This window comes from Pseudomonas fluorescens (genome assembly GCF_902498065.1).
GTDB lineage: Bacteria > Pseudomonadota > Gammaproteobacteria > Pseudomonadales > Pseudomonadaceae > Aquipseudomonas > Aquipseudomonas fluorescens_BJ.
On record NZ_CABVIR010000001.1, the window covers coordinates 404,225 to 427,069 of the forward strand.

Below are 22,845 nucleotides of genomic sequence, written 5' to 3' on the forward strand. Positions count from 1 at the left end.
GAACCTGTGGGAGCGGGCAAGCCCGCTCCCACAGGGATTGTGGTGTCTGATCCTTGATTAACTGACACCAGGACCCAGCGAGGTTTTAAAAGTACGTGATGGACCTGTTTCGCAGCGCCCCGATAGCTCAGCCCTTGGCCGCCCGTTTACGGGCAGCCAATCTGGACGAGTACGTCGGTCAGGAACACGTGCTCGCTCGCGGCAAGCCATTGCGCGAAGCGCTGGAGCAGGGCGCCCTGCATTCGATGATTTTCTGGGGCCCGCCGGGCGTGGGCAAAACCACCTTGGCGCGGTTGCTGGCAGAGGTCTCGGATGCGCACTTCGAAACGGTCTCGGCAGTATTGGCCGGCGTAAAGGAAATCCGCCAGGCGGTGGAGATTGCCAAGCAGCAGGCCGGGCAGTACGGCAAGCGCACCATCCTGTTCGTCGATGAAGTGCATCGCTTCAACAAGTCGCAGCAGGATGCATTTCTGCCGTACGTTGAAGACGGCACGCTGATTTTCATCGGCGCGACCACCGAAAACCCCTCGTTCGAACTCAATAACGCATTGCTCTCCCGGGCGCGTGTCTACGTGCTCAAAAGTCTCGACGAAGCGGCCCTGCGCAAGCTGGTGCACCGCGCGCTCACCGAAGAACGCGGTCTCGGCAAACGGCAACTGACCCTCAGCGATGAAGGTTTCCAGATGCTGCTGTCCGCCGCCGATGGCGATGGCCGGCGCCTGCTCAACCTGCTGGAAAACGCCTCGGACCTCGCCGAAGACAACAGCGAAATCGGCGTCGATCTCCTGCAAAGCCTGCTCGGCGACACCCGTCGGCGGTTCGACAAGGGTGGCGAAGCCTTCTACGACCAGATTTCCGCGCTGCATAAATCGGTGCGTGGCTCCAATCCGGACGGCGCGTTGTACTGGTTCGCGCGGATGATCGACGGCGGTTGCGATCCGCTGTACCTCGCCCGGCGCGTGGTGCGCATGGCCAGCGAAGACATCGGTAACGCCGATCCCCGCGCCCTGAGCCTGTGCCTGGCGGCGTGGGAAGTGCAGGAGCGCCTCGGCAGTCCCGAAGGCGAATTGGCGGTGGCCCAGGCGATTACGTATCTGGCGTGCGCGCCGAAAAGCAACGCGGTGTACATGGGCTTCAAAGCGGCCATGCGCAGCGCCACCGAACATGGCTCGCTGGAAGTGCCGTTGCACCTGCGCAATGCGCCGACCAAGCTGATGAAGCAACTCGGTTATGGCGACGAATACCGTTATGCCCACGATGAGCCAGACGCCTACGCCGCTGGCGAAGATTACTTCCCGCAAGAGCTTGAGCCACAACCGTTCTATCAGCCGGTGCCGCGTGGCCTGGAGCTGAAGATCGGCGAAAAGCTCAATCACCTTGCGCAACTTGACCGTCTCAGCCCCCGGCAGCGGAGAAAATAGTGCTTCCATTGATCGTTGCGGTTTCCGTCGGCGGGATCGCCGGCACGCTGTTACGCTTCGCCACGGGTAACTGGGTCAACGCGAATTGGCCGCGGCACTTCTATACCGCGACGCTGGCCGTTAATATCGTGGGCTGTTTGCTGATCGGCGTTCTATACGGTCTGTTTTTGATACGCCCGGAGGTACCGATCGAGGTGCGTGCCGGGTTGATGGTCGGCTTCCTCGGGGGGCTGACGACTTTTTCATCCTTTTCACTGGATACGGTGCGCCTGCTGGAAAGCGGGCAAGTGCCGCTGGCCCTGGGCTATGCGGCCATCAGCGTATTCGGCGGGCTGCTCGCCACCTGGGCTGGCCTGTCCTTGACCAAACTTTGATAACGAGAGACCGACATGCTCGATTCCAAACTGTTACGTAGCAACCTTCAGGACGTAGCGGACCGCCTGGCATCCCGTGGCTATAAGCTGGATGTTGCGCGCATCGAAGCGCTGGAAGAACAGCGCAAGACCGTCCAGACCCGCACCGAAGCACTGCAGGCTGAACGTAATGCGCGCTCCAAATCCATCGGTCAGGCCAAGCAGCGCGGCGAAGACATCGCGCCGTTGATGGCGGACGTCGAGCGCATGGCCAATGAATTGAGTGCCGGCAAAGTCGAACTGGACGCGATCCAGACCGATCTGGACTCGATCCTGCTCGGCATCCCGAACCTGCCGCACGAATCCGTGCCGATTGGTGAAGACGAAGACGGCAACGTCGAAGTACGCCGCTGGGGTACGCCGACCGCGTTCGATTTCCCGGTTCAGGACCACGTGGCCCTGGGCGAGAAGTTCGGCTGGCTCGACTTCGAAACCGCCGCCAAGCTCTCCGGCGCGCGTTTCGCCCTGTTGCGCGGCCCGATCGCCCGTCTGCACCGCGCCCTGGCGCAGTTCATGATCAACCTGCATGTTACCGAACATGGTTACGAAGAGGCCTACACGCCTTATCTGGTCCAGGCTCCGGCGCTGCAAGGTACCGGTCAGCTGCCGAAATTCGAAGAAGACCTGTTCAAGATCGCCCGCGAAGGCGAAGCCGATCTGTACCTGATCCCGACCGCTGAAGTGTCGCTGACCAACATCGTCGCCGGCGAAATCGTCGACTCGAAACTGCTCCCGATCAAGTTTGTTGCCCACACCCCGTGCTTCCGTAGCGAAGCCGGTGCGTCGGGTCGCGACACCCGCGGCATGATCCGTCAACACCAGTTCGACAAGGTCGAAATGGTGCAGATCGTTGAGCCGTCGACCTCGATGGAAGCGCTTGAAGGCCTGACCGCCAACGCCGAGAAAGTCTTGCAACTGCTGGAGCTGCCTTACCGCACCCTGGCGCTGTGTACCGGAGACATGGGCTTCAGCGCGGTCAAGACCTACGACCTGGAAGTGTGGATTCCGAGCCAGGACAAGTACCGCGAGATTTCGTCGTGCTCCAACTGCGGTGATTTCCAGGCCCGTCGCATGCAAGCGCGTTTCCGCAACCCGGAAACCGGCAAGCCTGAACTGGTTCATACCCTCAACGGTTCCGGTCTGGCGGTCGGTCGCACCCTCGTCGCCGTGCTGGAAAACTACCAGCAGGCCGACGGTTCGATTCGTGTGCCTGAAGTACTGAAACCGTACATGGGTGGCCTTGAGGTCATCGGCTAAATGGACTATCTGCCGCTGTTTCACAACCTTCGCGGCAGTCGTGTGTTGGTCGTCGGTGGGGGGGAAATTGCCTTGCGCAAATCCCGCCTGCTGGCCGAAGCCGGTGCGCTGCTGCGGGTGGTTGCGCCTGAAATCGAACCGCAACTGCGCGAACTCGTTGCCGGTAGCGGTGGCGAGTGCCTGCTGCGCGGTTACGTCGAGGCTGATCTGGACGGTTGCGGGCTGATCATCGCCGCCACCGATGACGAACCGTTGAACGCGCAAGTCTCTGCCGATGCTCATCGGCGTTGCGTGCCGGTCAACGTGGTGGATGCGCCGGCCTTGTGCAGCGTGATTTTTCCGGCGATTGTCGACCGGTCGCCGCTGATCGTTGCCATCTCCAGCGGCGGCGATGCGCCGGTACTGGCGCGGCTGATCCGGGCGAAAATCGAAACCTGGATTCCTTCCACCTACGGTCAATTGGCCGGTCTGGCCGCGCGTTTCCGCAACCAGGTCAAAGGCCTGCTTCCGGATGTGCAGCAGCGTCGGGCGTTCTGGGAAGATGTATTTCAGGGTCCGATCGCCGATCGGCAACTGGCCGGGCAGGGCGCTGAAGCCGAGCGTTTGCTGCTGGCGAAAATCGCTGGCGAGCCGCCGACAAAAACCGGTGAGGTGTATCTGGTCGGTGCCGGGCCGGGGGATCCCGACCTGCTGACCTTCCGCGCCTTGCGCCTGATGCAGCAAGCCGATGTGGTGCTGTATGACCGATTGGTGGCGCCGGCGATTCTCGATTTGTGCCGTCGCGATGCCGAGCGGGTCTATGTCGGCAAGCGTCGCGCCGATCACGCGGTGCCTCAGGATCAGATCAACCAGCAATTGGTGGACCTGGCCAAACAGGGCAAGCGCGTCGTGCGGTTGAAGGGCGGGGATCCGTTTATTTTCGGACGCGGCGGTGAAGAGATCGAAGAGCTGGCGGCCCATGGCATCCCGTTCCAGGTCGTGCCGGGGATTACCGCGGCCAGCGGTTGCGCGGCGTATGCCGGGATTCCGCTGACCCACCGCGATTACGCGCAGTCGGTGCGATTCGTCACCGGCCACTTGAAGGACGGCTCCACCGATTTGCCATGGGCCGATCTGGTCGCACCGGCGCAAACCCTGGTGTTTTACATGGGGCTGGTGGGCTTGCCGATCATCTGCGAGCAGTTGATCAAGCATGGTCGCGGGGCGGATACCCCGGCGGCGTTGATCCAGCAGGGCACCACGGTCAATCAGCGGGTGTTTACCGGCACCCTGGCCGATCTTCCACGGCTGGTGGCGGAGCATGAAGTGCATGCGCCGACGCTGGTGATTGTTGGGGAAGTGGTGCAGCTGCGCGAGAAACTGGCGTGGTTTGAAGGGGCTCAGGCGCAGGTCTGAAAACCGAGTCGGTCCAATCGCTAGCAGGCTAGCTCCCACAGGGGATTTGTGAACGACACAAATTCAGTGTGGGAGCTAGCCTGCTAGCGATTGGGGCCCTCAAAAACGGCAAAACCTCAGGCCTTGCGCCAAACCCCTTTCCCGCTCAAACGTGCCCGATCATGGGCCGCGCTGAAATCCTGCTCCGGCCCTTTCGGCACGATACCCGTCGGGTTGATGGTCTTGTGGCTGCCGTAGTAGTGGTTCTTGATGTGGGTAAAATCCACCGTCTCGGCAATCCCCGGCCACTGATAAATCTCGCGCAGCCAGTTCGACAGGTTCGGATAATCGGCAATCCGCCGCAGGTTGCACTTGAAGTGCCCGTGGTACACCGCATCAAAGCGAATCAGCGTGGTGAACAGCCGAATGTCCGCTTCAGTCAGGTATTCGCCCACCAGATAACGATTGGCGTCTAACAACGCTTCCAGTCGATCCAGCTCGGCAAACACTTCATCGAATGCTTCTTCATATGCCTTTTGCGAGGTGGCAAACCCGGCGCGATACACGCCGTTGTTCACCGCCGGATAAATCCGCTCATTCAACGCATCGATCTCACCGCGCAACGGCGCCGGATAGAAATCCAGGTCATTGCCTGTCAAGTCATCGAACGCGCCATTGAACATGCGGATGATCTCCGCCGACTCATTGTTGACGATGCGATTCTGCTGCTTGTCCCAGAGCACCGGCACGGTGACGCGGCCGGTGTAGTCAGCGGTGTCGGCGGTATAGCGCTGGTGCATGAAGTTGAAGTGATCGAGCTTGTCGCCGGTGGAGCCAAAATGCTTGTCGAAGGTCCAGCCGTTTTCCAGCATCAGCCAACTGACCACCGACACGTCGATCAGGCTTTCAAGGCCTTTGAGTTTGCGCAGGATCAGCGTGCGATGCGCCCATGGGCAGGCGAGCGATACGTAGAGGTGATAGCGTCCCGCCTCGGCCGCAAAGCCACCGACACCGGTCGGGCCGGGTTGGCCGTCGGCGGTCAGCCAGTTGCGCCGCTGGGCCTGTTCACGCTGGAATGCGCCGTCCTTGCTGCTTTCGTACCACTGGTCATGCCATCGACCTTCAACTAACAAACCCATGTTCAAGACTCCTCAACCGATAAGCGTTGGAGAGGAGTCTATTCCGATAGGTTCGATAAAAAAGCGCAAAGGTTGGGCGCTTATGATCGGTTAAATCGATTTGTCCCGCGCGTCCCAATACTGCTGGGCCGTTTCGAAGGCTTGCTCGCGAGGCTGGCCGAGGCCGCGCAAGGCGAGGGCCATGGTTGAGATCAGCGCCATTTGCGGATAACTGTCGACCACGTCGCCGCGCCATACGGCTTTCAAATGTTCGGGATCGAGAGAGGCCGGTTTGACATGGCGTTGTGCCGATAGCTGCGGCCATTCTTCATCCCAGCTCTCCCCGCCGGTGGTGCCGTACAGGTGGCTGTCGGCGTCCGGGTTGATCTCGATCTCGCCGCCATCGCCCTTGACCACGATGGCAGTGTCGCCGAGCAAGCCGCTGGCATCACGATGCACTGCCTGGTAGCCAGGGTGGAAAATACTTTGCAGGCCGCAGCGAGCACTCAATGGATTGAGAATGCGTGTCAGAGAGTGGATTGGCGAGCGCAGGCCCAGAGTGTTGCGCAGGTCGATCATCCGTTGCAGTTGCGGTGCCCAATCCACCAGCGGCATGAACGCCAGACCGCCGTTATCGAGCGCCGAGCCGACCTGTTGCCAGTTGCGGCACAACGGGATCTTCAGCTCGTCCAGCAGTTGTTCGCTGTAGAGTCGCCCGGCCGTGTGCGCGCCGCCGCCGTGCATGAAAATCCGCACGCCGTTCTGGGCCAGGCACTTGGCTGCCAGCAGGTACCACGGCAGGTGGCGTTTCTTGCCGGCGTAGGTTGGCCAGTCCAGATCGACATTCAAGGCCGGGGGTTGCAGGCGCTCACGCAAGGCTTCGGTGAAGCCGGCCATTTCCTCGGCACTTTCTTCCTTGTGCCGCAACAGCATCAGAAAGGCGCCGAGCTGGGTGTCTTCGACCTTGTCGTCGAGCACCATGCCCATGGCTTCGCGTGCTTCCTCTCGGGTCAGGTCGCGGGCGCCGCGCTTGCCTTTGCCGAGGATCCGCACGAATTGGGCGAATGGATGCTCGGCGGGTGTTTCGAGAGTCAGCGCTGGATAATCGGTCATAAGCAATTCGTCGGTTTGGGCAGGCCCGCCAGTTTCGCGGCGAGTTTGGCAGGGGTGCCTTTGAACAGTCGGTTCAGGTGCAGGCTGTTGCCTTTTTCCGGGCCGAGCTTCAACGCGGTGTACTTGATCAGCGGACGCGTTGCCGGGGACAGCTGGAATTCGGCGTAGAAGTTGCGCAACAGTTCGAGGATTTCCCAGTGCTCGGGGCTCAACTCGATGTCTTCGGCAGCGGCGAGGGCACTGGCTACTTCAGCGGACCAGTCGCTCAATTCAACCAGGAATCCATCCTTGTCCAGCTCAATGGCGCGGGTGCCGACGGTCAGTGAATTCATAGCCAACTGTTGACCTTGTCGTAGTGAATCGACAGTTCGACGAAAGCGGGATAATCGATGGCCTTGGCGGTGTCAGGAATCTCCAGCGCACGTGCCTGGGCGTCTTCGGCCAGCACGAACAGCGTCGGGTGGCGAGCGTTCAGCGCGTTGCAGGGCGCAGTGCCCGCCTGCAACGCATACACCGCGTCGCCGGTCAGCAGCAGCGCATCGTTTGCACCGATCACGCGCAGGCAACTGCTCAGGCGGTCATCGCCGAACGGGGAATGAGACAACACATGCAAAGTCGACATCAGAGGGTGATCACCTGGTCGTAACGGTCAATGAGGGCGGTGATTTCGTGGGCGGCCAGCACGTGTGCTTCTTCCAGCGACAACCCGCTCGGGTCCAGACCGCGTTCAGCGACGCTGTCGCCACAGACGAACAGGTCTTCGACGCCGAACATCGGCAACGCTTGCAGGTTGGCGCTCAGGTCTTTCTGTTGCAGGGCCTTGGCGTCCTGTTTCGGCGCGAGCTGGAACACTCCGTCATCGAGAAACAGCAGGCCGATCGGCAGGTCGAAGGCTCCGCCGGCCAGCACGATGTCCAGCGCTTCGCGCGCGTTCGGCCCGGACCACGGGGCTTGACGACTGATTATCAGCAAGGATTTAGGCACGTCACGCACCTCCGAAACAGATCAGTCGGTCGGCGTCCTGCACCGCGTCATGCAACTGGCCGAGACCGGACAATTCCCAGGGTGCGCCAACGGAGACCGCTTCGCGCTGATAGCGCTGGGCTTCTTCGTCGTTCAACACACCCCGGCGCAGGGCGGCGGCGATGCAGACCACGCCATCCAGTTGGTGCTCGGTGACAAAGGCGCGCCATTGCTTGGGCAGGTCCTGTTCATCCTGCGGCGTGACCACACTGGCGGACGCGTTGTAGACGCCATCCTGATAAAAAAACAGCCGGACAATCTCATGCCCGCCGGCCAGTGCAGCCTGGGCGAACAGCAAGGCGCGGCGCGAGGAGGGCGCATGGGCGGCGGAAAACAGCGCGATGGCGAACTTCATGACGGACTCGATCAGCGAAACTGCGGCCATGATAAAGCTTTATCGGCGGGGCGGCTAAATCGATGTTGTCTATGCGGGCCCCATAGCGGGCAAGCCCGCTCCCACAGGTTCTTTTGTCGTACATGAAGTCGGCATCCACCCCAAAACCCTGTGGGAGCGGGCTTGCCCGCTATGAGGCCCGAACAGACAACGCAGATTCAGCGCGGCATATACCCCAGCTGCCAACGCCGCGGAATCGTCAGCGACAGCACCCCCAGCGCACCTGCGAGCAATCCGCTGACAAGCAGCGCCTGGAGCCCAAGATGCTGTTCCAGCACGGCACCCAGCACTGCGCCGGCAAACATTCCGGTCCAAGGGATCAACTGCACCCGCCAACCGTTGCGCCGTTCGCCGAGCATCCAGCGTCCCAGGCCGCGGCCGAAACGCGACAGGGCGCCCGTGACATAGGTCAGCCCCACCGGCAGTCCGTTTACCTCTTCGACAGCGGCATTGAGCATGCCCATGGCGATGATCGCTGCCAGCAGCGCCGGCAGTTGTTCGTCATAGGGCCAGGCCGCCGCCGCACACAGCAGCATGGCGGTGCACAGCAACAAGGGCAGCGCCCGGCGCCCGCCGATACGGCTGATGACAATGCCCAAGGCGTTGCCGAGGACGAACGTGGCGACAAGCAGCAGCAGGCGCAGGGTCAGGCCCATGTCACCGGCGCTGATCGCCACGGCGAGGCGGGTGGTGTTGCCGCTCATGAACGACACGAAGTCGCCGCTGGCCATGAAGCCGATGGCGTCGGTCATGCCGGCGAGTACCGAGAGTGCAGCCACCAGCGACAGGCCGATGCGCCCTCGCCATTTCTGAGTGTGCAGATGCCCCGGACTGGCGCGGGTCGTGGAGGACGAAGGCAGCATCGGTGACGGGATCCTTGTGCGGCGACGGTTATGGGGTCAATCCATATAACTCACAATATTCCCGCCAGTCCATCCCCGCCATTTCGGCCACTTCCCTGTGCACTTCAAGGCGCTGGGCTTGATAGTCCTCCGCGGTCGCGGCGGTCAGTTGCAGGGTCAGCTCCCAGGCAAACACCCCCAGGCGCTCGGCCTCGGCTTCGAACGCCTCATGCAAGCGTTCGTCGCGATACTGAGCCGCCGTTTCACCCTTGGCCTGGGCCAACAGCGGGTTGAGGTTGTCGAGTTCGTGGCGCAGCTCGGGGCGCTCGTCGAGAAATTTCTGCAGCGCCTGCTCGTATTGCTGTTCGGTTGCCGCCATGGTCGCTCCTTGAGAATGGGTTACACGGACTGCTTCTTGCTGGCCTTGGCCGCAGCGGCCAGGCATTCGAGGGCCCACTGCTCGGGGTAGGTCATCTGGATCGGCGTGGTTTCGCCCTTGACGGTGCGTTCGCCGTCGAGAATGTAACGGATCCGCTTGTCGGTGACGCCGATTCGCTTGGCGATCCAGGAAGGTGTCTGACCGATCTGGCTGATCAGCTTGTCGGCATATTCAGCGGTCGGTTTGTAAAACTCGGCGTTGGGTGTCATGGACGTTCCAGAAAAAATGGGCCCGGAAATAGGGGCGATGCAGCGTTTGGCGCGACAGGGTGCGCGAATCGTTGCGCGGTGTCGCGGTATAAATGCAGTAAAGCAGAACGATACGCCGGCCCACGGTGATACAGTCCGCTTTTTCTTGATGAGCACAAGCAATGCGAATTCTGATGGTGGCGCTGGCCGCAACGTTGCTGGCGGGATGCGCCGGCTCGGTGATGGACGATGCCCGCACGGGCACCCCTTACAAAACCCTGACGTCGGACAAGCCGGAAAAAGTCGTCGCCCAGTGCGTGCAGTTTGCCTGGCAGGACGAGGCGGTGTTCGGCGTCGATGCAGGCGCTTACTTGCAGCCGGGCAAGAAGGGCGGGTCGACCGTTTACACGCGTTCGGCGGAGTCCTTTGTGGACGTGACCACCGACGCGTCCGGTACGGCGTTGAGTTACTACGCGCAGCATGACGACTTTGTCGCCAAGCGCCGTTTGGCGGCGTTGGCTACTTGCCTCTGATCTTCTGAACCCCGCAATACCCTTGTGGAAGCGAGCCTGCTCGCGATAGCGGTGTCATTAACATCAATGTCGACTGATACGCCGCTATCGCGAGCAGGCTCGCTCCCACAGGGTCATGCGTTGTTGATCAGGCGCTTCTGAAAAAAGAAGCGCTTGTGCCCCGGCGGGTAGTCAACGATCTGCCCCAATTCGCTGTAACCCAGCTTCTTGTAGAACTGCGGCGCCTGAAAGTCGAAGGTGTCCAGCCAGATGCCGATGCATTCCTTCTCCCGCGCCATATCTTCGGCCATCTGCATCAGTCTGGAACCGATGCCTTGTCCTCGGCCCTGTTCCGGTACCGACAACAATTCGATAAACAACCATTGGTAGAAAAACCGGCCGTACAGCCCGCCGAGGATTTCGCCTTGGTCATTGCGCACCAGCAATGCCAGCGGTTGTGCCTTGCCATCACCCGCTTGGGCGACGTTGTAGGCCCGCAACGGTGCAAGGATCGCCTCGCGATCTTCCGGTGTCGGGTTTTGCGACAGTTCGATGCTGAGTGTCATCGGCTACATCCTTATGGCGGTGAGGTACGAGCGTATCCGGGTCGCGAAGATTGTTCTATCCCCTGTTGAACAGAGGAACCGTCGCCAGCGCGCAACTGTCTAGGCTTTACAGCGTCATTCCAGAACGCGGCCGATGAGGATTGCCAGTGAACATTTTTGAAGCCTTGCGCGAAAGCCATGACCGCCAACGCACCTACGCCGATGCATTGATTCAGACCAGCGGCGACACCCCGGAACGCGCGGAAGCCTACAAGCAGCTCAAGTCCGAACTCCAGGCACACGAAACCGCTGAAGAGCGGCATTTCTACATTCCGTTGATGGAGTTCGACAACGGCGTCGACCTCAGTCGCCACGCGATTTCCGAACATCACGAGATGGACGAAATGATGGAAGAACTCGACGAGACCGAGATGTCCAGCCCGGCTTGGCTGGCGACCGCGAAGAAGCTCGCCGAGAAGGTTCATCACCATCTGAAGGAGGAAGAGCAGAAGTTCTTCCAGATGGCCGGCAAGCTGCTCGATGACAAGCAGAAAGAAACGCTCGCCGGGCAATACGAGAAGGAATACAAGGCTCAACTGTCGTGAGGGGCTTTTCGTCTAAGATGGGCGTTTTCTGACGAAATGAGGATGCGTAGTCATGCCGAACACAGCCGAGAGGGTCAACATCATCGAGTCCCAGGTGTTGTCCCACGACTGGTATCTGCTGAAGAAAATCACTTTCGACTACCAGCGCAATAACGGCGAATGGCAACGCCAGACCCGCGAGGTCTACGACCGTGGCAATGGCGCGGCGATTCTGCTGTTCAACCGCGAAAAGAGAACCGTCGTGCTGACGCGTCAGTTCCGCTTGCCGGTGTTCGTCAATGGCCACGACGGCTTGTTGATCGAAGTGGCCGCAGGGTTGCTCGAAGGTGCCGCACCCGAAGAACGCATCCGCGATGAAGCGGAGGAAGAAACCGGGTATCGCGTGCACCATGTGCAAAAGGTCTTCGAGGCCTACATGAGCCCCGGTTCAGTGACTGAAAAACTGCATTTTTTCATCGCCGAATACGACGCTTCGTCGAAAGTCAGCGAGGGCGGGGGGCTGGAAGAAGAGACCGAAGAACTGGAAGTGCTGGAATGGCCGTTCGACGACGCACTGGAGGCGTTTTATCGCGGGGAGATCTGCGATGCGAAGACCATCATGCTGTTGCAGTATGCGGCGATGAACACTATTTTCACCGCAGTCTGAGCCGTAGGAGCGGGCTTGCCGGCGATGCGACCTTGAAACTTGCATTGCCGTTGAGGTCGCCATTGCTGGCAAGTCCGCTCCTACAAAAATCAAAAACCTTCCAGTCGCCGTGTCCCACCCCATTGGCCGCCTTCCAGCGTCAGCAACAATTCCTTGGCCTCAAGCCCGCCCGCAAACCCGGTCAACTTTCCCGATGCGCCAATCACCCGATGACACGGCGCAATAATCGAGATCGGGTTCTTGCCATTCGCCGCACCCACCGCACGCACCGCGCTCGGGTTGCCGATCTGCTCGGCAATCTGGCGATAGCTGCGCGTTTCGCCGAACGGAATGGTCAACAGTGCCTGCCACACCTTCTTCTGAAAGTCTGTTCCGGAAAAATCCAGTTCCAGGTCGAAGCGGTTTCGCGTGCCGGCGAAGTATTCCTGCAACTGTTGAACCGTGCGCACCAGGATCGGGTTGTCCGCCGACTCACTCATCGGCCCGAGCCGTACGCGGTTCGGTTTGTCGTTTTCCCAGAGGATGGCTGCCAGTCTTGAACCGTTCGCAACCAGCTTCAATTCGCCGACCGGAGACGCCAGGGTGGTGAAGGTGTAACTCATGCGGGCCAACTCCGAAAACAGGTGAGCAGGCGGCAAGCATACTGCCTCGACGGGGAGGCGCAATACGCAATCCCAGCCATACTGCGTACTGCTCTTGAAACGTTTTCTCTGTTTTTTACCGACCCTAAAAACAAAAAGAGACCGACTCATGAAGTTCGAACCTTTTGCCAAATCGCTCATCGCGACTTCATTGGCGCTGAGCTGCCTGGTCGCTCACGCCGCTTCCGTTGCTCCCGTCGCAGCCGAAAACGGCATGGTGGTCACGGCCCAGCATCTGGCCAGTCATGTGGGCGTCGATGTGCTCAAGAACGGTGGTAACGCCGTCGATGCCGCGGTCGCGGTCGGGTATGCGCTGGCGGTAGTGTATCCCGCGGCCGGTAACCTGGGCGGCGGTGGTTTCATGACCATTCAACTGGCGGACGGGCGCAAGACCTTCCTCGACTTCCGCGAAAAAGCCCCGCTGGCCGCCACTGCCGATATGTACCTCGACAAAGAGGGCAACGTCGTGCCGGACCTCAGCACCCGTGGTCACCTGGCCGTCGGTGTGCCGGGCACCGTGTCCGGTATGGAACTGGCGCTGAGCAAGTACGGCACCAAACCGCGCAAGGAAGTGATCGCCCCGGCCATCAAGCTCGCTGAAGACGGTTTCACGCTGGAACAGGGCGATGTCGATTTGCTGGAGTACGCCACCGACGTCTTCAAAAAGGACATAAAAGATTCCGGCTCGATTTTTCTTAGCAATGGCGAGCCGATGCAGGTCGGTCAGAAACTGGTGCAGAAAGACCTGGGCAAAACCCTGCGGGAAATCTCCGAGAAGGGGGCCGACGGCTTCTATAAGGGCTGGGTTGCTGACGCGATCGTCACTTCCAGTCAGGCAAACAAGGGCATCATCACCCAGGCCGATCTCGACAAATACAAGACCCGCGAACTGGCGCCCATCGAGTGCGATTACCGTGGTTACCACGTGGTCTCGGCACCGCCACCAAGCTCCGGCGGCGTAGTGATCTGCGAGATCATGAACATCCTCGACGGTTACCCGATGAAGGATCTGGGTTACCACTCGGCGCAGGGCATGCACTACCAGATCGAAGCCATGCGCCACGCGTATGTGGACCGCAACAGCTACCTTGGCGACCCGGACTTCGTGAAGAACCCGATCGCCCATTTGCTGGATAAAAACTACGCGAGCAAAATCCGCGCCGCCATCAATCCGCAAAAAGCCGGCGTGTCCCGGGAGCTCAAACCAGGCGTTGCGCCGCACGAAGGCAGTAACACCACCCATTACTCCATCGTCGATAAATGGGGCAACGCGGTCTCGGTGACTTACACCTTGAACGACTGGTTCGGCGCTGGCGTCATGGCCAGCAAAACCGGGGTCATCCTCAATGACGAAATGGACGACTTCACCTCGAAAATCGGCGTGCCGAACATGTACGGCCTGGTGCAAGGGGAGGCCAACGCCATCGCGCCGGGCAAGGCGCCGCTGTCGTCCATGAGCCCGACCATCGTCACCAAGGACGGCAAAGTCGTGATGGTGGTCGGCACACCGGGTGGCAGTCGTATCATCACCGCGACCCTGCTGACCATTCTCAACGTGATCGACTACGGCATGAACATCCAGGAAGCGGTCGATGCGCCGCGTTTCCATCAGCAATGGCTACCGGAGGAGACCAACCTGGAAACCTTCACCACCAGCCCGGACACGGTGAAGCTGCTCGAAAGCTGGGGTCACAAGTTTGCCGGGCCGCAGGATGCCAACCATATCGCCGCGATCCTGGTCGGCGCGCCGTCGCTGGACGGTAAACCGGTGGGCAAGAACCGCTTCTACGGAGCGAACGATCCGCGTCGTAACACCGGGTTATCGCTCGGTTATTGAGGGTTGTATTTGGAAGGGGATCGTTTTTACATAGGGGACAGGTTTTCTGTCCCCTGACTCACCGATATTTCAAGGAAGGAACCATGACCACCGCACTGTTAATCATTGACGTCCAGCAGGCTCTATGCTCCGGTGAGTACGAGTGCTTCCAGATTGCGCGTGTCATCGACACCATCAACACGCTCAGTGCTCGTGCCCGAAGGGCCGGGATTCCGATCGTGTTGATCCAACACGAAGAAGCCGGCAGCCCGTTGGCCCATGGTGCCGACGGTTGGCAGTTGGCCGAAGGATTGGACGTCTCGACCACGGATTGGCGCGTACGCAAAACCACACCGGATTCGTTCTACCAGACCCACCTGCAAAAGCTGTTGCCGGTGCAGGATTTCGAACGCCTGGTCATCTGTGGTTTGCAATCCGACTATTGCGTTAACGCCACTGTGCGTCAGGCGCTGAAACTGGGGTATGACGTGGTGCTGGCCGCTGACGCTCATTCCACCGTCGACAACGGCAACCTCGCCGCCGAAGACATCATTGCCGAGCACAACAAGGACCTGGCGCACCTGACCGGTTCGGTGGCACGGATCGATGTGAAACCCGCCGCGGACATCACCTTCTAGCGGGACTGGATGTTCGGTACGCTGTACGTCACCACCTCGAAGCCCGAGCAGATCCGGTTTGGCACTGGCGAGCACGACCACGATCGGTACCTGACGATCTATAGTCTGATCGTCACACCCTTTGTCGACATCGCCCGACACATCACTGCTGCCTCACGGAGACCCCGCTCATGGATGTCCAGGTACATCGCGCCGACGCCACCCACCTCGACCACGTTGCCCGCCTGTTCGACGCCTATCGAGGTTTCTACGGCCAACCTTCGAACCTGACACAGTCTCGCGATTTCATCGCCGAGCGCATTGCCCGGGATGAGTCGGCGATCTTCGTCGTCCTCGACGCTGCTGGCGAAGCGCTGGGGTTCGTCCAGTTGTTCCCGACTTTTTCCTCCATCGACGCACACCGCACCTGGCTGCTCGGTGACCTCTTCACCGCACCCGTCGCACGGGGGCGTGGGGTCGCAACGCTGCTGATGAACACCGCGCGCGACTTCGCGGTGTTGAGCGGCGCCAAAGGCCTGGTGCTGGAAACCGCCACGGACAATCACGGCGCACAGCGTTTGTATGAATCTTTGGGCTACGTGCGCGAAACGGGTTACTACACCTATTGCCTCGATTTAAAGCAAGGCTGACTGATCACCGTTCCGGCAGGTTCCAGCGCTCGCGCAAGTGCGCGTATTGCGCTTCGGGCATTTGCACCAACAGGGGAGACTGCCGCGGATCGAGCCAGTCGAACAATCGGCTGATGTCCGCTTGATCCATGGCCGTGCAACCTGCTGTCGGCGATGTCGGGCTGCGCCAGATATGGAAAAAAATGCATGAGCCCGAGGTGGGAGACGCCGGCGTGTTGTGTTCGATGAAAATGCCTTTGCGGTAGCCGTCTTCGCTTCGCATGCGCTCGGAGCTGTTCCAGTCCTTGGGCGTCGCCGCGCCGTCGACCAGCGTGTTGTAGTGTTCGGAACGACTGTCGTCTACGCATTCGGTGGTCGCCGTCAGTGCGAGGTAGGGCAGTTTCGTGTTGTCCCTGGTCGCGTAACCGAACGCCGTTCCCAGTTTGAATACCCCGGCCGGCGCTTTTCCATCGCCTTCGTGTTTGACGGGTTCTGCACCTGGCTCAACGCTGTTCAACCCCTTGCCCCAGGCCATGCCGTTTTTGCCGACCACCACCGTAAACGCCTCGCCATACTTGCGGAAGGTGTTGCCGTCTCGTTCATAGCGCTGGGCGCTGCCTTGCAGGTCATCCCAGCTTTTTGTGGTGACCACAATCAGTTGATGGCTGCTGTCGAGCGCTGCATTGGCGTCCAGCGGGGCAATGGGGAAATCCATGACGTTGTTCGGTGCCTGTGCGCCGCCATAAGTGAAATGCCACCATTCTTTCGAGTACCCGGAGAAGCCCTCTTTTGCCATGGCGCTAGCGAGCCGTTGGCGATTGTCCAGCGCGTTCGCGTTGATCGTCGGGTTGGCGGTATGCGCCCGCTCATCGAAGCAATCGAAGCCGGTGCCCATGTCGAGTGCGCCGTCACGCCAGCGCTGATCGTAGGGTGCGGTGCAATCGACCTGCGTGGCCGAGGGCGTCCAGGTGCTGGCGGGCAAGGCCTTCGGACCTGTGAGTGTCAGGTCCACGGTCGAGCCTCTGGAGTGATTCGACACTCGCGCCACATACCCCAGGCGCCAGAAGTCCTGCTTGTCCACGCGCGGGTAGAACTCAGTCTTGCGTGGGTCGCCCGGCTCATTGGCAAAGCGGCCCATATCGGCCACCGCCCGATTCGGTCGATAACAATCAAACACCTTCAAACCGTAGCCTTGCGCGCGCAACGACGCTTGCACCCGGGCGAGGGCCTTGGCGGCGTCCAGCGTCAACAGGCATTCGGCAGCGGCATAACCGTCGAGTGGGTGGCCGGTGAAGTTGTGAGGGCTGGCGTAGCGAATGTCCTGCTCAATGCCCGGATCAATCGCGCGCAGATAGACCATGTGCCCGGGTCGTGGCTCGGCATTGACCATCGCCGGTATGACGCTGCTCAGCAACAGCAGTGATTGCAGCCAGCGACGGGCGAGGGTGCGAAGAGGGCGCATGCGATGCCTCCAGGAGGCCGGGTACCAAATGAACGTGGGAAAGGTAGCAGACTGAGGTCAGGGGGGCTAATCTCACTCAGCATTTGCGGGTCACGGTATTAACCTTGTACAGATCATGCGGAGCACAAATCCAAGATGCAGGACCACCGCCCAAATCCAGCGCTTCATCTGGAGTACTGTGCCGATCGCCCGATATTCATGGACTTCTTGCAACAGGCTCAGCGCTCGCCCGACGCCGTAGCGGTCGTCTCTCACGACGCGACGTGCAGCTATCGTCAGCTCGAACAGATAAGCCATGGCATTGCGTCCTTTCTGAAGGTCAATGGTGCTAACGAATCCGACCGGGTGGTTATTGTTTCCAATCGCTGTGCGGGGTTGGTCTATGCAATGCTCGGCGCCTTGCGTGCCGGGTTGACGTTCACGGTTGCCGACGTCGCGTATCCACCGGCGCGCATCGGGCAAATCATCCGGGCGTTGCAACCTTCCTTTGTCCTGCTTTGCGGTGGGGCCAGCGTCGATCTCAATCCCGAACACCTCGAGGCAGGGCGTTCGGCGCCGCGAGTCGTCAGCATTGCGGAAGATCCCGGCGAATCACTGCGTGAGTTCGCCTTTCATCAAAGTGCCTTGCCGGAAGTCGACCCTGCGCATCCGGCCTACATCACCTTCACCTCCGGCAGCACCGGCGAACCGAAGGGCATCGTGGCCACTCATGCACCTTTGGTACATTTCATCGAGTGGCATACCCAGCATCATTCCTTGTCAAAAGACGATTGCTTTTCCCTGTTGTCCGGACTGGGACACGACCCTGTGTACCGGGATGTATTTACCCCATTGTCGATTGGCGCAAAAGTTTTCATCCCCGCTCAATCGACGGTCATAGACCCTGCGGCATTGGCGAGGTGGATACACAAGAATGGAATTTCAATTGTTCATCTGACACCGCCGTTGGGGAAGTTGATAGAAACCGGCGCAAAACTTCAGGGGGCAAGATTCAGCGCGCTTCGATACCTGTTCTGGGGCGGCGATGCCCTCAGCCTTTCGCTGTACGAGCAAATGCGCGTCATTGCACCCAATGCCGTCAGTGTTAATTTTTACGGCACGACGGAAACGCCCCAGGCCATGGCGTACCACCGCGTCGACCCTGAAGCCGACAACGCCAGGATTCCACTGGGCAAAGGCATTGAAAGCGCGCAGTTGCTGGTCGTGAATGACACCCATCAGTTGGTGCATGAAGGAGAGGTCGGAGAAATCCTGATACGCAGTCCTTATTTGTCTCAGGGTTACTGGGGTGACATCGCGCAAACCCGGGAAAAGTTTGTGGTGAATCCGTTTACGAATGTCGAGAACGACATTTGTTATAAAACCGGCGATCTTGGAACTTATCTTTCAGATGGCAGTGTCAGTTTTTTGGGGCGGGGCGATAGTCAGGTCAAAATTCGCGGTCATCGCATCGAGCTGGCTGAAATCGAGGGCGCACTGTCACAGCATCCACTGATCAAGCAGTGCGTTGTACTGGCAGTCAATGACAACGCGCTGGTCAGGTTGGTCGCCTATTGCGTTTCAATAACCGCTGTTTCAACGGTTGAGCTGCGCGAGTACCTCAACACTCGCCTCCCGGAATACATGGTGCCGGCGTTGTTTGTCTTCCTGGACGCTATTCCACTGACGCCCAATGGAAAGATCGATAAGCGGGCGTTGCCTGCGATAGCCGCGAACACAGAGGCGGCGTCCGTCAGTTCCCATCAGGACCTATCGCCGCTCGCGCTAAAACTGGCGCAGGCCTGGGCTGAAATACTTCAGGTCCCGCGCATCGACGCCAACCTGACATTTGTCGAACTGGGTGGAGATTCGCTGTCGTTTGTTCAGGCTTCAATGGTGCTTGAAGAGCTGATCGGTCAGCTGCCTGATCAATGGGAAATGACACCGGTGCGTGAACTTGCCGGGTTGGCCGGTAAAACCAGGGCCTCAAAGTTGTCCATCAGGGCAATGGAAGTTCCTGTCCTGTTACGTGTCATCTCGATCATGCTGATTGTCGTTGGGCATCTTCAACTGTTCTCGACATGGTTAGTGGCAGGCGAAACGACGGTATTGTTTTTGATCTCTGGCATCAGTCTGGCGAGGTTCCAGTTTCAAGCCATCAATGAGCGCGGCAATGTGCATACGCTGATCAGGTCAGTGGTCAGTATCGCGGTGCCGACCATCCTTTACACACTCTTGAACCAGATGCTGTTCGACCGGGTTCATTGGCAAACAATGTTGCTGATTTCCAACTGGTTTCCACCGAGTCTCATCGGTGTTTTTGCCTACTGGTATGTTGAAGTGCTCCTGCAGATGATACTCATCATCGGGTTTGTTCTGTCGTTCGAGCGCGTCAGGAACGTCATTACTGCCAACCCGTTTCGCTGCCTTGTTATGGCGTCATGTGCGTTGGCCGTGGCCGACATCATGATCAGTGCGTATGTGTTTGATGCGGCACCGCTCTATAACCGCGTGCCGCAGCACTACCTTGCGGTCATGGTGCTTGGAATGGCCGTTCACTATGCTCATTCCCGGGCCCAGAAGTGGATTGTCAGTGCGGTTGCCGTGGTGGTGATTGGCGGGCAGGATCTTCTGCTGCTCTTCGGGCCTGGCGCGCAAGAAATCGCCAATAACTATGTTGATATCGCCATCCCTGCCGTACTTTTACTGGTTTGGGTCAGGTCAATTCCGGTGCCAGGGCTTATTGCCCGGGGGCTTGCGTTAATTGCGGCGTCAACGCTGTTTATTTATCTGACGCATTTTCAGTTTCAGTCCTTGGCCCGGCATATTGTTGACCTGCCCGCGCTCGCGGTGGTCGTTGCCATCGTCGGTGGAATTGGGGTTGGGTATGTGTGGAATAACGTTGTTCGAATCGTTTTGGTGCGCTGGAATGGCGCCAGCAAGAAGGGGGGGGCGGATACGGTTGAGCGCGTTGCTTGATGGCGAACTTTGTCCATGCGGTATCGGCGGCCCAGGAGGCCGCCCTTACGGCGGGAGCTGCGGTCAACTCATTCCGGACATGTACGCATTTCCCCTGTAGGAGCCGGCTTGCTGGCGATGGCGTCCGAACAGTCAATAAACAGGCTGGCTGACCCACCGCTATCGCCAGCAAGCCGGCTCCTACAGTTGATTGGGGAATCGTCCAGATCCTGTGCCGCCCCCGGTCATGGCCCGGAGTTCTTCCACGTCGTTCAACCTCTCGACTGAAACTGCAAAACAGGAGATGTCGGCCCCGCTACTTGCACCGGTCGAGGCGTGGCTGAGTCGTCGGTTCGATGCGCCAGCTCGGCGAGCGGGATATGGCAGCGAACGAACCCACTCTGCGTCATCTGCGTGGGCGGACGACTTTCGGCGCACAGGGCACCCACCTGTCGAGGGCAGCGTCCGGCGAGCGGGCAGCCACGGCCGCCAATCGATGGCGAGTCTGGCATTGCCGGCGGTTCTGGCACGTAGTCATCTTTACTCAGGCCCGGTGCCGCACCGAGGAGCATTTGCGTATACGGATGCAATGGCGAATTGAAGAGTGCATCGGTATCGACCATCTGCATCAGTTCGCCGCGATAGAGGACGGCGACTCGGTCGGCCAACTGCCGCACGACCGCGAGGTCATGTGAGATAAACAGCATGGCAACGCAATGCTGCTCCTTGAGCGCCATGAGCAACTCGACAATTTTCGTTTGCACGGAAACATCGAGCGCCGAGAGGATTTCATCGCAGATCAACAGTTTGGGGTTGACCAGCAGGGCACGTGCAATCGCGACCCGTTGGCGCTCGCCGCCGGACAGTTGTTCGGGAAAACGATTCAGATACCCGGCATGCAGCCCGACATTTCCCAGTGCCGTCTCAAGTTTTTCAGGGGTCGATTCGATCGCGAAATGGTGCAGCGGTCGTTCAAGAATGGCCCGCACACTTCGGCGCGGATTGAGTGACGCATCCGGGTTCTGGAAGATGTATTGAATCTCCCGCAATTGCTCGACCGACCTGCCCGCGAGCGTAGGCTCCAACGCCTTCCCGTCAACGCTGATGGTGCCTGATTTGGGCGCGAGTCGCCCGCTGATGGCGCGAGCGATCGTTGATTTTCCGCTGCCCGATTCACCCACCAACGCCACGATCTCACCGGCGCGCAGTTCAAGATCGATATCCCGTGCGATGGAGATCGGCACTTTCCCCAACAGCTCTGCGTACCATCCGGACCGTGCGTAGGAAAGCGAGAGATTCTCCACTGATAATAATCGTGCCGGCTCCCGATCGGGCCGCAGGTTACCCGTCGCCGACGGTGTTGGATCTGGAGTGTCGGCGACGTCGGGCCAGCGCATGCAGGCGACGGATTGCGCGTCCGCCACAGGTATCAGCTCTTGCGGCGTCGAGCGACAGGTGGCTGTCGCAAAGTCGCACCGCGGCTCGAATTTGCAGCCCTCGGCCATCTGATCCCGCCGTAGCATCCCGCGAAGACCGCGACCCGCACGATGGCCGTGTTGTACCGTCGGGATCGATCCGATCAACCCGCGTGAATACGGATGAGCAGGGTGCGATAACAACCGCTCGCAAGGCGCGACCTCGACGAGCTTGCCGGCATACATGACGCCAATGCGGTCGGCGATTTGCGCCAGCAGGGCGAGGTCATGGGTGACATAGAGCATGGCCATGCCAATGCGACTTCGCAGGTCCGACAGCAGCTGGATAATCTGCCGTTGCGTGGTGACGTCCAGTCCTGTGGTCGGCTCGTCAAGGACCAGCAGGTCCGGATTGCATGAAACCGCCATGGCAATCGTCACCCGTTGCTGTTGCCCGCCCGACAGCTCATGGGGATAACGCCGGCTGACATCGGGCAACCCGACCAAGGCAAACAGGTCCGTGATGCGCTGTTCCATGGAGAGCCCGTCCGGCAGTGCCTGGTGAGTCAGGATCATCTCGCGTATTTGCTGGCCGACCCGCATGCCGGGGCTTAACGCGGTTGTCGGATTCTGCGGGACCAGCGCAATGCGGTTGCCGCGAAGCTTTGCCAGTGAACGGGCGTCGAGCTTGAGCAGGTCGACCCCTTCGAATAACACTTCACCGGTCTGCACGCGGCTGTTGGCGGCGCCGTAACCGAGCAGCCGGTAGGCCACCGTGGATTTTCCGCAACCCGATTCCCCGACGAGACCAAAAGTCTCTCCCCGGGCTATTTCAAGGCAAACCCCTTCCACGACATCGGTCCATCCGGTCCAGCAACTTGATCACCAGCGCTCCCAGCCTTAGGGGCAGGTAGCCAGAGGCCAACCGATGCGCGCTGCGCGTCGGAGGCTGGCCTTAACAACCCAGCGGTGAAATGGGGCAATAACGAATATGTAGGCCCGGCCTAGACGGTTGTGGCACTGGACCACGGTTGAAAAAACCAGTTGGCGACTGCCTTCTGGCTCTGCCTCTCCCGAACACAGGATCGATATCCGGAAGTCGAGGTGCTTGTCGTCCTCTCCCAACACGATTTCAGTCTGGTTCGAGCTGTAGACCTTGAAGATTTGAATCCGATGAGCAAGTGATGCCAAATGTTTGGCTGTCTTGAGACCAAAGCAGGCAACGATAGTGTCTCGGACTTTCATGAGCCATCCGATCCAGGATGGCTGGTGGGAAAGGATGAATCGAGCTAGCAAATCTGGATTGCTGGAGGTGCCCGCCGGGAGCCGAATCGCAAAAGCGTCCGCCAGGTTCATCGACTTGTAAAGGTGAGTGATGCCGGACCTCGAGGGTACTGGCACGGACATAATGAGCTCAAATTCTCGGGGCATCGGGGAT

Annotated in this window: 25 protein-coding genes and 1 pseudogene; 12 read left to right on the plus strand and 14 right to left on the minus strand. The window is 59.8% G+C overall.

From position 1 onward, the window contains the following. Positions 1 to 98 precede the first annotated feature (98 nt). Genes F8N43_RS01965 through cysG form a run of 4 tightly spaced genes read left to right on the plus strand, consistent with a single transcriptional unit; the run spans position 99 to position 4,486 of the window. Positions 99 to 1,421: a replication-associated recombination protein A gene (locus F8N43_RS01965; protein ID WP_084321281.1), complete on the plus strand. Its 1,323-nt coding sequence runs from the start codon at positions 99 to 101 to the stop codon at positions 1,419 to 1,421. Further along, positions 1,421 to 1,795, plus strand: a complete 375-nt coding sequence (crcB, locus tag F8N43_RS01970; protein WP_027614675.1) for a fluoride efflux transporter CrcB — start codon at positions 1,421 to 1,423, stop codon at positions 1,793 to 1,795. Before F8N43_RS01965 ends, crcB begins: the two co-directional genes overlap by 1 nt. A 15-nt stretch (positions 1,796 to 1,810) precedes the next feature. Further along, positions 1,811 to 3,091 carry a serine--tRNA ligase gene (gene serS / locus F8N43_RS01975; RefSeq protein WP_150634407.1) on the plus strand — a complete coding sequence of 427 codons (1,281 nt, stop codon included), beginning with the start codon at positions 1,811 to 1,813 and terminating at the stop codon, positions 3,089 to 3,091. Then, positions 3,092 to 4,486, plus strand: coding sequence for a siroheme synthase CysG (cysG, locus tag F8N43_RS01980; protein ID WP_150634406.1), 1,395 nt, complete (start codon positions 3,092 to 3,094; stop codon positions 4,484 to 4,486). Between the two features lie 116 nt (positions 4,487 to 4,602). Here the strand turns inward: cysG and F8N43_RS01985 are convergent, their stop codons facing one another. From F8N43_RS01985 to F8N43_RS02025, 9 genes are all read right to left on the minus strand, one after another. Continuing rightward, positions 4,603 to 5,604 (minus strand): glutathione S-transferase family protein, encoded by a 1,002-nt coding sequence (locus F8N43_RS01985; protein ID WP_150634405.1) that lies wholly within the window; start codon positions 5,602 to 5,604, stop codon positions 4,603 to 4,605. 90 nt (positions 5,605 to 5,694) lie between these two features. Further along, complete coding sequence (locus F8N43_RS01990; protein ID WP_150653102.1) at positions 5,695 to 6,696, minus strand: glycosyl transferase family protein; 1,002 nt, start codon at positions 6,694 to 6,696, stop codon at positions 5,695 to 5,697. Next, positions 6,693 to 7,028 (minus strand): TusE/DsrC/DsvC family sulfur relay protein, encoded by a 336-nt coding sequence (locus F8N43_RS01995; RefSeq protein ID WP_150634403.1) that lies wholly within the window; start codon positions 7,026 to 7,028, stop codon positions 6,693 to 6,695. Before F8N43_RS01995 ends, F8N43_RS01990 begins: the two co-directional genes overlap by 4 nt. Beyond that, positions 7,025 to 7,318, minus strand: a complete 294-nt coding sequence (tusB, locus tag F8N43_RS02000; RefSeq protein ID WP_150653103.1) for a sulfurtransferase complex subunit TusB — start codon at positions 7,316 to 7,318, stop codon at positions 7,025 to 7,027. The genes F8N43_RS01995 and tusB overlap by 4 nt, the downstream gene beginning before the upstream one ends. Next, positions 7,318 to 7,680, minus strand: coding sequence for a sulfurtransferase complex subunit TusC (gene tusC / locus F8N43_RS02005; RefSeq protein ID WP_150638672.1), 363 nt, complete (start codon positions 7,678 to 7,680; stop codon positions 7,318 to 7,320). Before tusC ends, tusB begins: the two co-directional genes overlap by 1 nt. A 1-nt stretch (position 7,681) precedes the next feature. Next, on the minus strand, positions 7,682 to 8,074 hold the full coding sequence (gene tusD, locus F8N43_RS02010) for a sulfurtransferase complex subunit TusD (protein WP_150653104.1): 393 nt from the start codon (positions 8,072 to 8,074) through the stop codon (positions 7,682 to 7,684). Between the two features lie 197 nt (positions 8,075 to 8,271). Then, the gene (locus F8N43_RS02015) at positions 8,272 to 8,976 is read right to left on the minus strand and encodes a YoaK family protein (protein ID WP_150653105.1); all 705 of its coding nucleotides are present in this window, start codon (positions 8,974 to 8,976) and stop codon (positions 8,272 to 8,274) included. A 28-nt stretch (positions 8,977 to 9,004) separates the two neighbouring features. After that, entirely contained in the window at positions 9,005 to 9,334 is a 330-nt protein-coding gene (locus tag F8N43_RS02020; RefSeq protein ID WP_150634398.1) for a DUF6388 family protein, read from the minus strand. A gap of 20 nt (positions 9,335 to 9,354) precedes the next feature. Continuing rightward, on the minus strand, positions 9,355 to 9,603 hold the full coding sequence (locus tag F8N43_RS02025) for a hypothetical protein (protein WP_150634397.1): 249 nt from the start codon (positions 9,601 to 9,603) through the stop codon (positions 9,355 to 9,357). 161 nt (positions 9,604 to 9,764) lie between these two features. Between F8N43_RS02025 and F8N43_RS02035 the strand changes: the two genes are divergently transcribed. After that, positions 9,765 to 10,115 (plus strand): hypothetical protein, encoded by a 351-nt coding sequence (locus tag F8N43_RS02035; RefSeq protein ID WP_150634396.1) that lies wholly within the window; start codon positions 9,765 to 9,767, stop codon positions 10,113 to 10,115. A gap of 113 nt (positions 10,116 to 10,228) precedes the next feature. Here F8N43_RS02035 and F8N43_RS02040 read toward each other — a convergent pair whose 3' ends face one another. Continuing rightward, on the minus strand, positions 10,229 to 10,660 hold the full coding sequence (locus tag F8N43_RS02040; RefSeq protein ID WP_150634395.1) for a GNAT family N-acetyltransferase: 432 nt from the start codon (positions 10,658 to 10,660) through the stop codon (positions 10,229 to 10,231). A 146-nt stretch (positions 10,661 to 10,806) separates the two neighbouring features. Between F8N43_RS02040 and F8N43_RS02045 the strand changes: the two genes are divergently transcribed. Next, positions 10,807 to 11,244 (plus strand): hemerythrin domain-containing protein, encoded by a 438-nt coding sequence (locus F8N43_RS02045; protein WP_150638665.1) that lies wholly within the window; start codon positions 10,807 to 10,809, stop codon positions 11,242 to 11,244. Between the two features lie 52 nt (positions 11,245 to 11,296). Further along, on the plus strand, positions 11,297 to 11,890 hold the full coding sequence (locus F8N43_RS02050; RefSeq protein ID WP_150638663.1) for an NUDIX domain-containing protein: 594 nt from the start codon (positions 11,297 to 11,299) through the stop codon (positions 11,888 to 11,890). Between the two features lie 89 nt (positions 11,891 to 11,979). Here F8N43_RS02050 and F8N43_RS02055 read toward each other — a convergent pair whose 3' ends face one another. After that, entirely contained in the window at positions 11,980 to 12,492 is a 513-nt protein-coding gene (locus F8N43_RS02055; RefSeq protein ID WP_150634392.1) for a methylated-DNA--[protein]-cysteine S-methyltransferase, read from the minus strand. 148 nt (positions 12,493 to 12,640) lie between these two features. On the opposite strand from F8N43_RS02055, the gene ggt reads away from it, so the two are divergent. From ggt to F8N43_RS02075, 4 genes and pseudogenes are all read left to right on the plus strand, one after another. Then, on the plus strand, positions 12,641 to 14,368 hold the full coding sequence (gene ggt / locus F8N43_RS02060) for a gamma-glutamyltransferase (protein WP_150634391.1): 1,728 nt from the start codon (positions 12,641 to 12,643) through the stop codon (positions 14,366 to 14,368). A gap of 83 nt (positions 14,369 to 14,451) precedes the next feature. Then, complete coding sequence (locus F8N43_RS02065; RefSeq protein WP_150653106.1) at positions 14,452 to 14,985, plus strand: cysteine hydrolase family protein; 534 nt, start codon at positions 14,452 to 14,454, stop codon at positions 14,983 to 14,985. 3 nt (positions 14,986 to 14,988) lie between these two features. Beyond that, positions 14,989 to 15,255 (plus strand): annotated as a pseudogene (locus F8N43_RS29820) (hypothetical protein); the annotation flags it as partial. Further along, entirely contained in the window at positions 15,156 to 15,614 is a 459-nt protein-coding gene (locus F8N43_RS02075) for a GNAT family N-acetyltransferase (RefSeq protein ID WP_150634389.1), read from the plus strand. The pseudogene F8N43_RS29820 and the gene F8N43_RS02075, both read left to right, overlap by 100 nt. A gap of 4 nt (positions 15,615 to 15,618) precedes the next feature. Here F8N43_RS02075 and F8N43_RS02080 read toward each other — a convergent pair whose 3' ends face one another. Continuing rightward, positions 15,619 to 17,055 carry a M15 family metallopeptidase gene (locus F8N43_RS02080; RefSeq protein ID WP_150653107.1) on the minus strand — a complete coding sequence of 479 codons (1,437 nt, stop codon included), beginning with the start codon at positions 17,053 to 17,055 and terminating at the stop codon, positions 15,619 to 15,621. 135 nt (positions 17,056 to 17,190) lie between these two features. On the opposite strand from F8N43_RS02080, the gene F8N43_RS02085 reads away from it, so the two are divergent. After that, entirely contained in the window at positions 17,191 to 20,013 is a 2,823-nt protein-coding gene (locus F8N43_RS02085) for an amino acid adenylation domain-containing protein (RefSeq protein ID WP_150653108.1), read from the plus strand. Positions 20,014 to 20,264: 251 nt separating this feature from the next. On the opposite strand, the gene F8N43_RS02090 is transcribed toward F8N43_RS02085, so the two are convergent. Next, complete coding sequence (locus F8N43_RS02090; protein WP_150653109.1) at positions 20,265 to 22,259, minus strand: ABC transporter ATP-binding protein; 1,995 nt, start codon at positions 22,257 to 22,259, stop codon at positions 20,265 to 20,267. 48 nt (positions 22,260 to 22,307) lie between these two features. Beyond that, positions 22,308 to 22,838 (minus strand): DUF2867 domain-containing protein, encoded by a 531-nt coding sequence (locus tag F8N43_RS02095; RefSeq protein WP_150634385.1) that lies wholly within the window; start codon positions 22,836 to 22,838, stop codon positions 22,308 to 22,310. Between the last annotated feature and the right edge of the window lie 7 nt (positions 22,839 to 22,845).

Bases quoted from the DNA above. Each gene is read 5' to 3' on its own strand.
- tusB (WP_150653103.1), bottom strand. From the start codon at position 7,318: ATGTCGACTTTGCATGTGTTGTCTCATTCCCCGTTCGGCGATGACCGC.
- F8N43_RS01995 (WP_150634403.1), bottom strand. From the start codon at position 7,028: ATGAATTCACTGACCGTCGGCACCCGCGCCATTGAGCTGGACAAGGAT.
- F8N43_RS02075 (WP_150634389.1), top strand. From the start codon at position 15,156: ATGGATGTCCAGGTACATCGCGCCGACGCCACCCACCTCGACCACGTT.
- F8N43_RS02040 (WP_150634395.1), bottom strand. From the start codon at position 10,660: ATGACACTCAGCATCGAACTGTCGCAAAACCCGACACCGGAAGATCGC.
- F8N43_RS02055 (WP_150634392.1), bottom strand. From the start codon at position 12,492: ATGAGTTACACCTTCACCACCCTGGCGTCTCCGGTCGGCGAATTGAAG.
- F8N43_RS02080 (WP_150653107.1), bottom strand. From the start codon at position 17,055: ATGCGCCCTCTTCGCACCCTCGCCCGTCGCTGGCTGCAATCACTGCTG.
- F8N43_RS02015 (WP_150653105.1), bottom strand. From the start codon at position 8,976: ATGCTGCCTTCGTCCTCCACGACCCGCGCCAGTCCGGGGCATCTGCAC.
- F8N43_RS02025 (WP_150634397.1), bottom strand. From the start codon at position 9,603: ATGACACCCAACGCCGAGTTTTACAAACCGACCGCTGAATATGCCGAC.
- F8N43_RS02095 (WP_150634385.1), bottom strand. From the start codon at position 22,838: ATGCCCCGAGAATTTGAGCTCATTATGTCCGTGCCAGTACCCTCGAGG.
- F8N43_RS01990 (WP_150653102.1), bottom strand. From the start codon at position 6,696: ATGACCGATTATCCAGCGCTGACTCTCGAAACACCCGCCGAGCATCCA.
- F8N43_RS01985 (WP_150634405.1), bottom strand. From the start codon at position 5,604: ATGGGTTTGTTAGTTGAAGGTCGATGGCATGACCAGTGGTACGAAAGC.
- F8N43_RS02035 (WP_150634396.1), top strand. From the start codon at position 9,765: ATGCGAATTCTGATGGTGGCGCTGGCCGCAACGTTGCTGGCGGGATGC.
- F8N43_RS01965 (WP_084321281.1), top strand. From the start codon at position 99: ATGGACCTGTTTCGCAGCGCCCCGATAGCTCAGCCCTTGGCCGCCCGT.
- ggt (WP_150634391.1), top strand. From the start codon at position 12,641: ATGAAGTTCGAACCTTTTGCCAAATCGCTCATCGCGACTTCATTGGCG.
- F8N43_RS02020 (WP_150634398.1), bottom strand. From the start codon at position 9,334: ATGGCGGCAACCGAACAGCAATACGAGCAGGCGCTGCAGAAATTTCTC.
- cysG (WP_150634406.1), top strand. From the start codon at position 3,092: ATGGACTATCTGCCGCTGTTTCACAACCTTCGCGGCAGTCGTGTGTTG.
- serS (WP_150634407.1), top strand. From the start codon at position 1,811: ATGCTCGATTCCAAACTGTTACGTAGCAACCTTCAGGACGTAGCGGAC.
- F8N43_RS02065 (WP_150653106.1), top strand. From the start codon at position 14,452: ATGACCACCGCACTGTTAATCATTGACGTCCAGCAGGCTCTATGCTCC.
- F8N43_RS02050 (WP_150638663.1), top strand. From the start codon at position 11,297: ATGCCGAACACAGCCGAGAGGGTCAACATCATCGAGTCCCAGGTGTTG.
- tusD (WP_150653104.1), bottom strand. From the start codon at position 8,074: ATGAAGTTCGCCATCGCGCTGTTTTCCGCCGCCCATGCGCCCTCCTCG.
- F8N43_RS02085 (WP_150653108.1), top strand. From the start codon at position 17,191: ATGCAGGACCACCGCCCAAATCCAGCGCTTCATCTGGAGTACTGTGCC.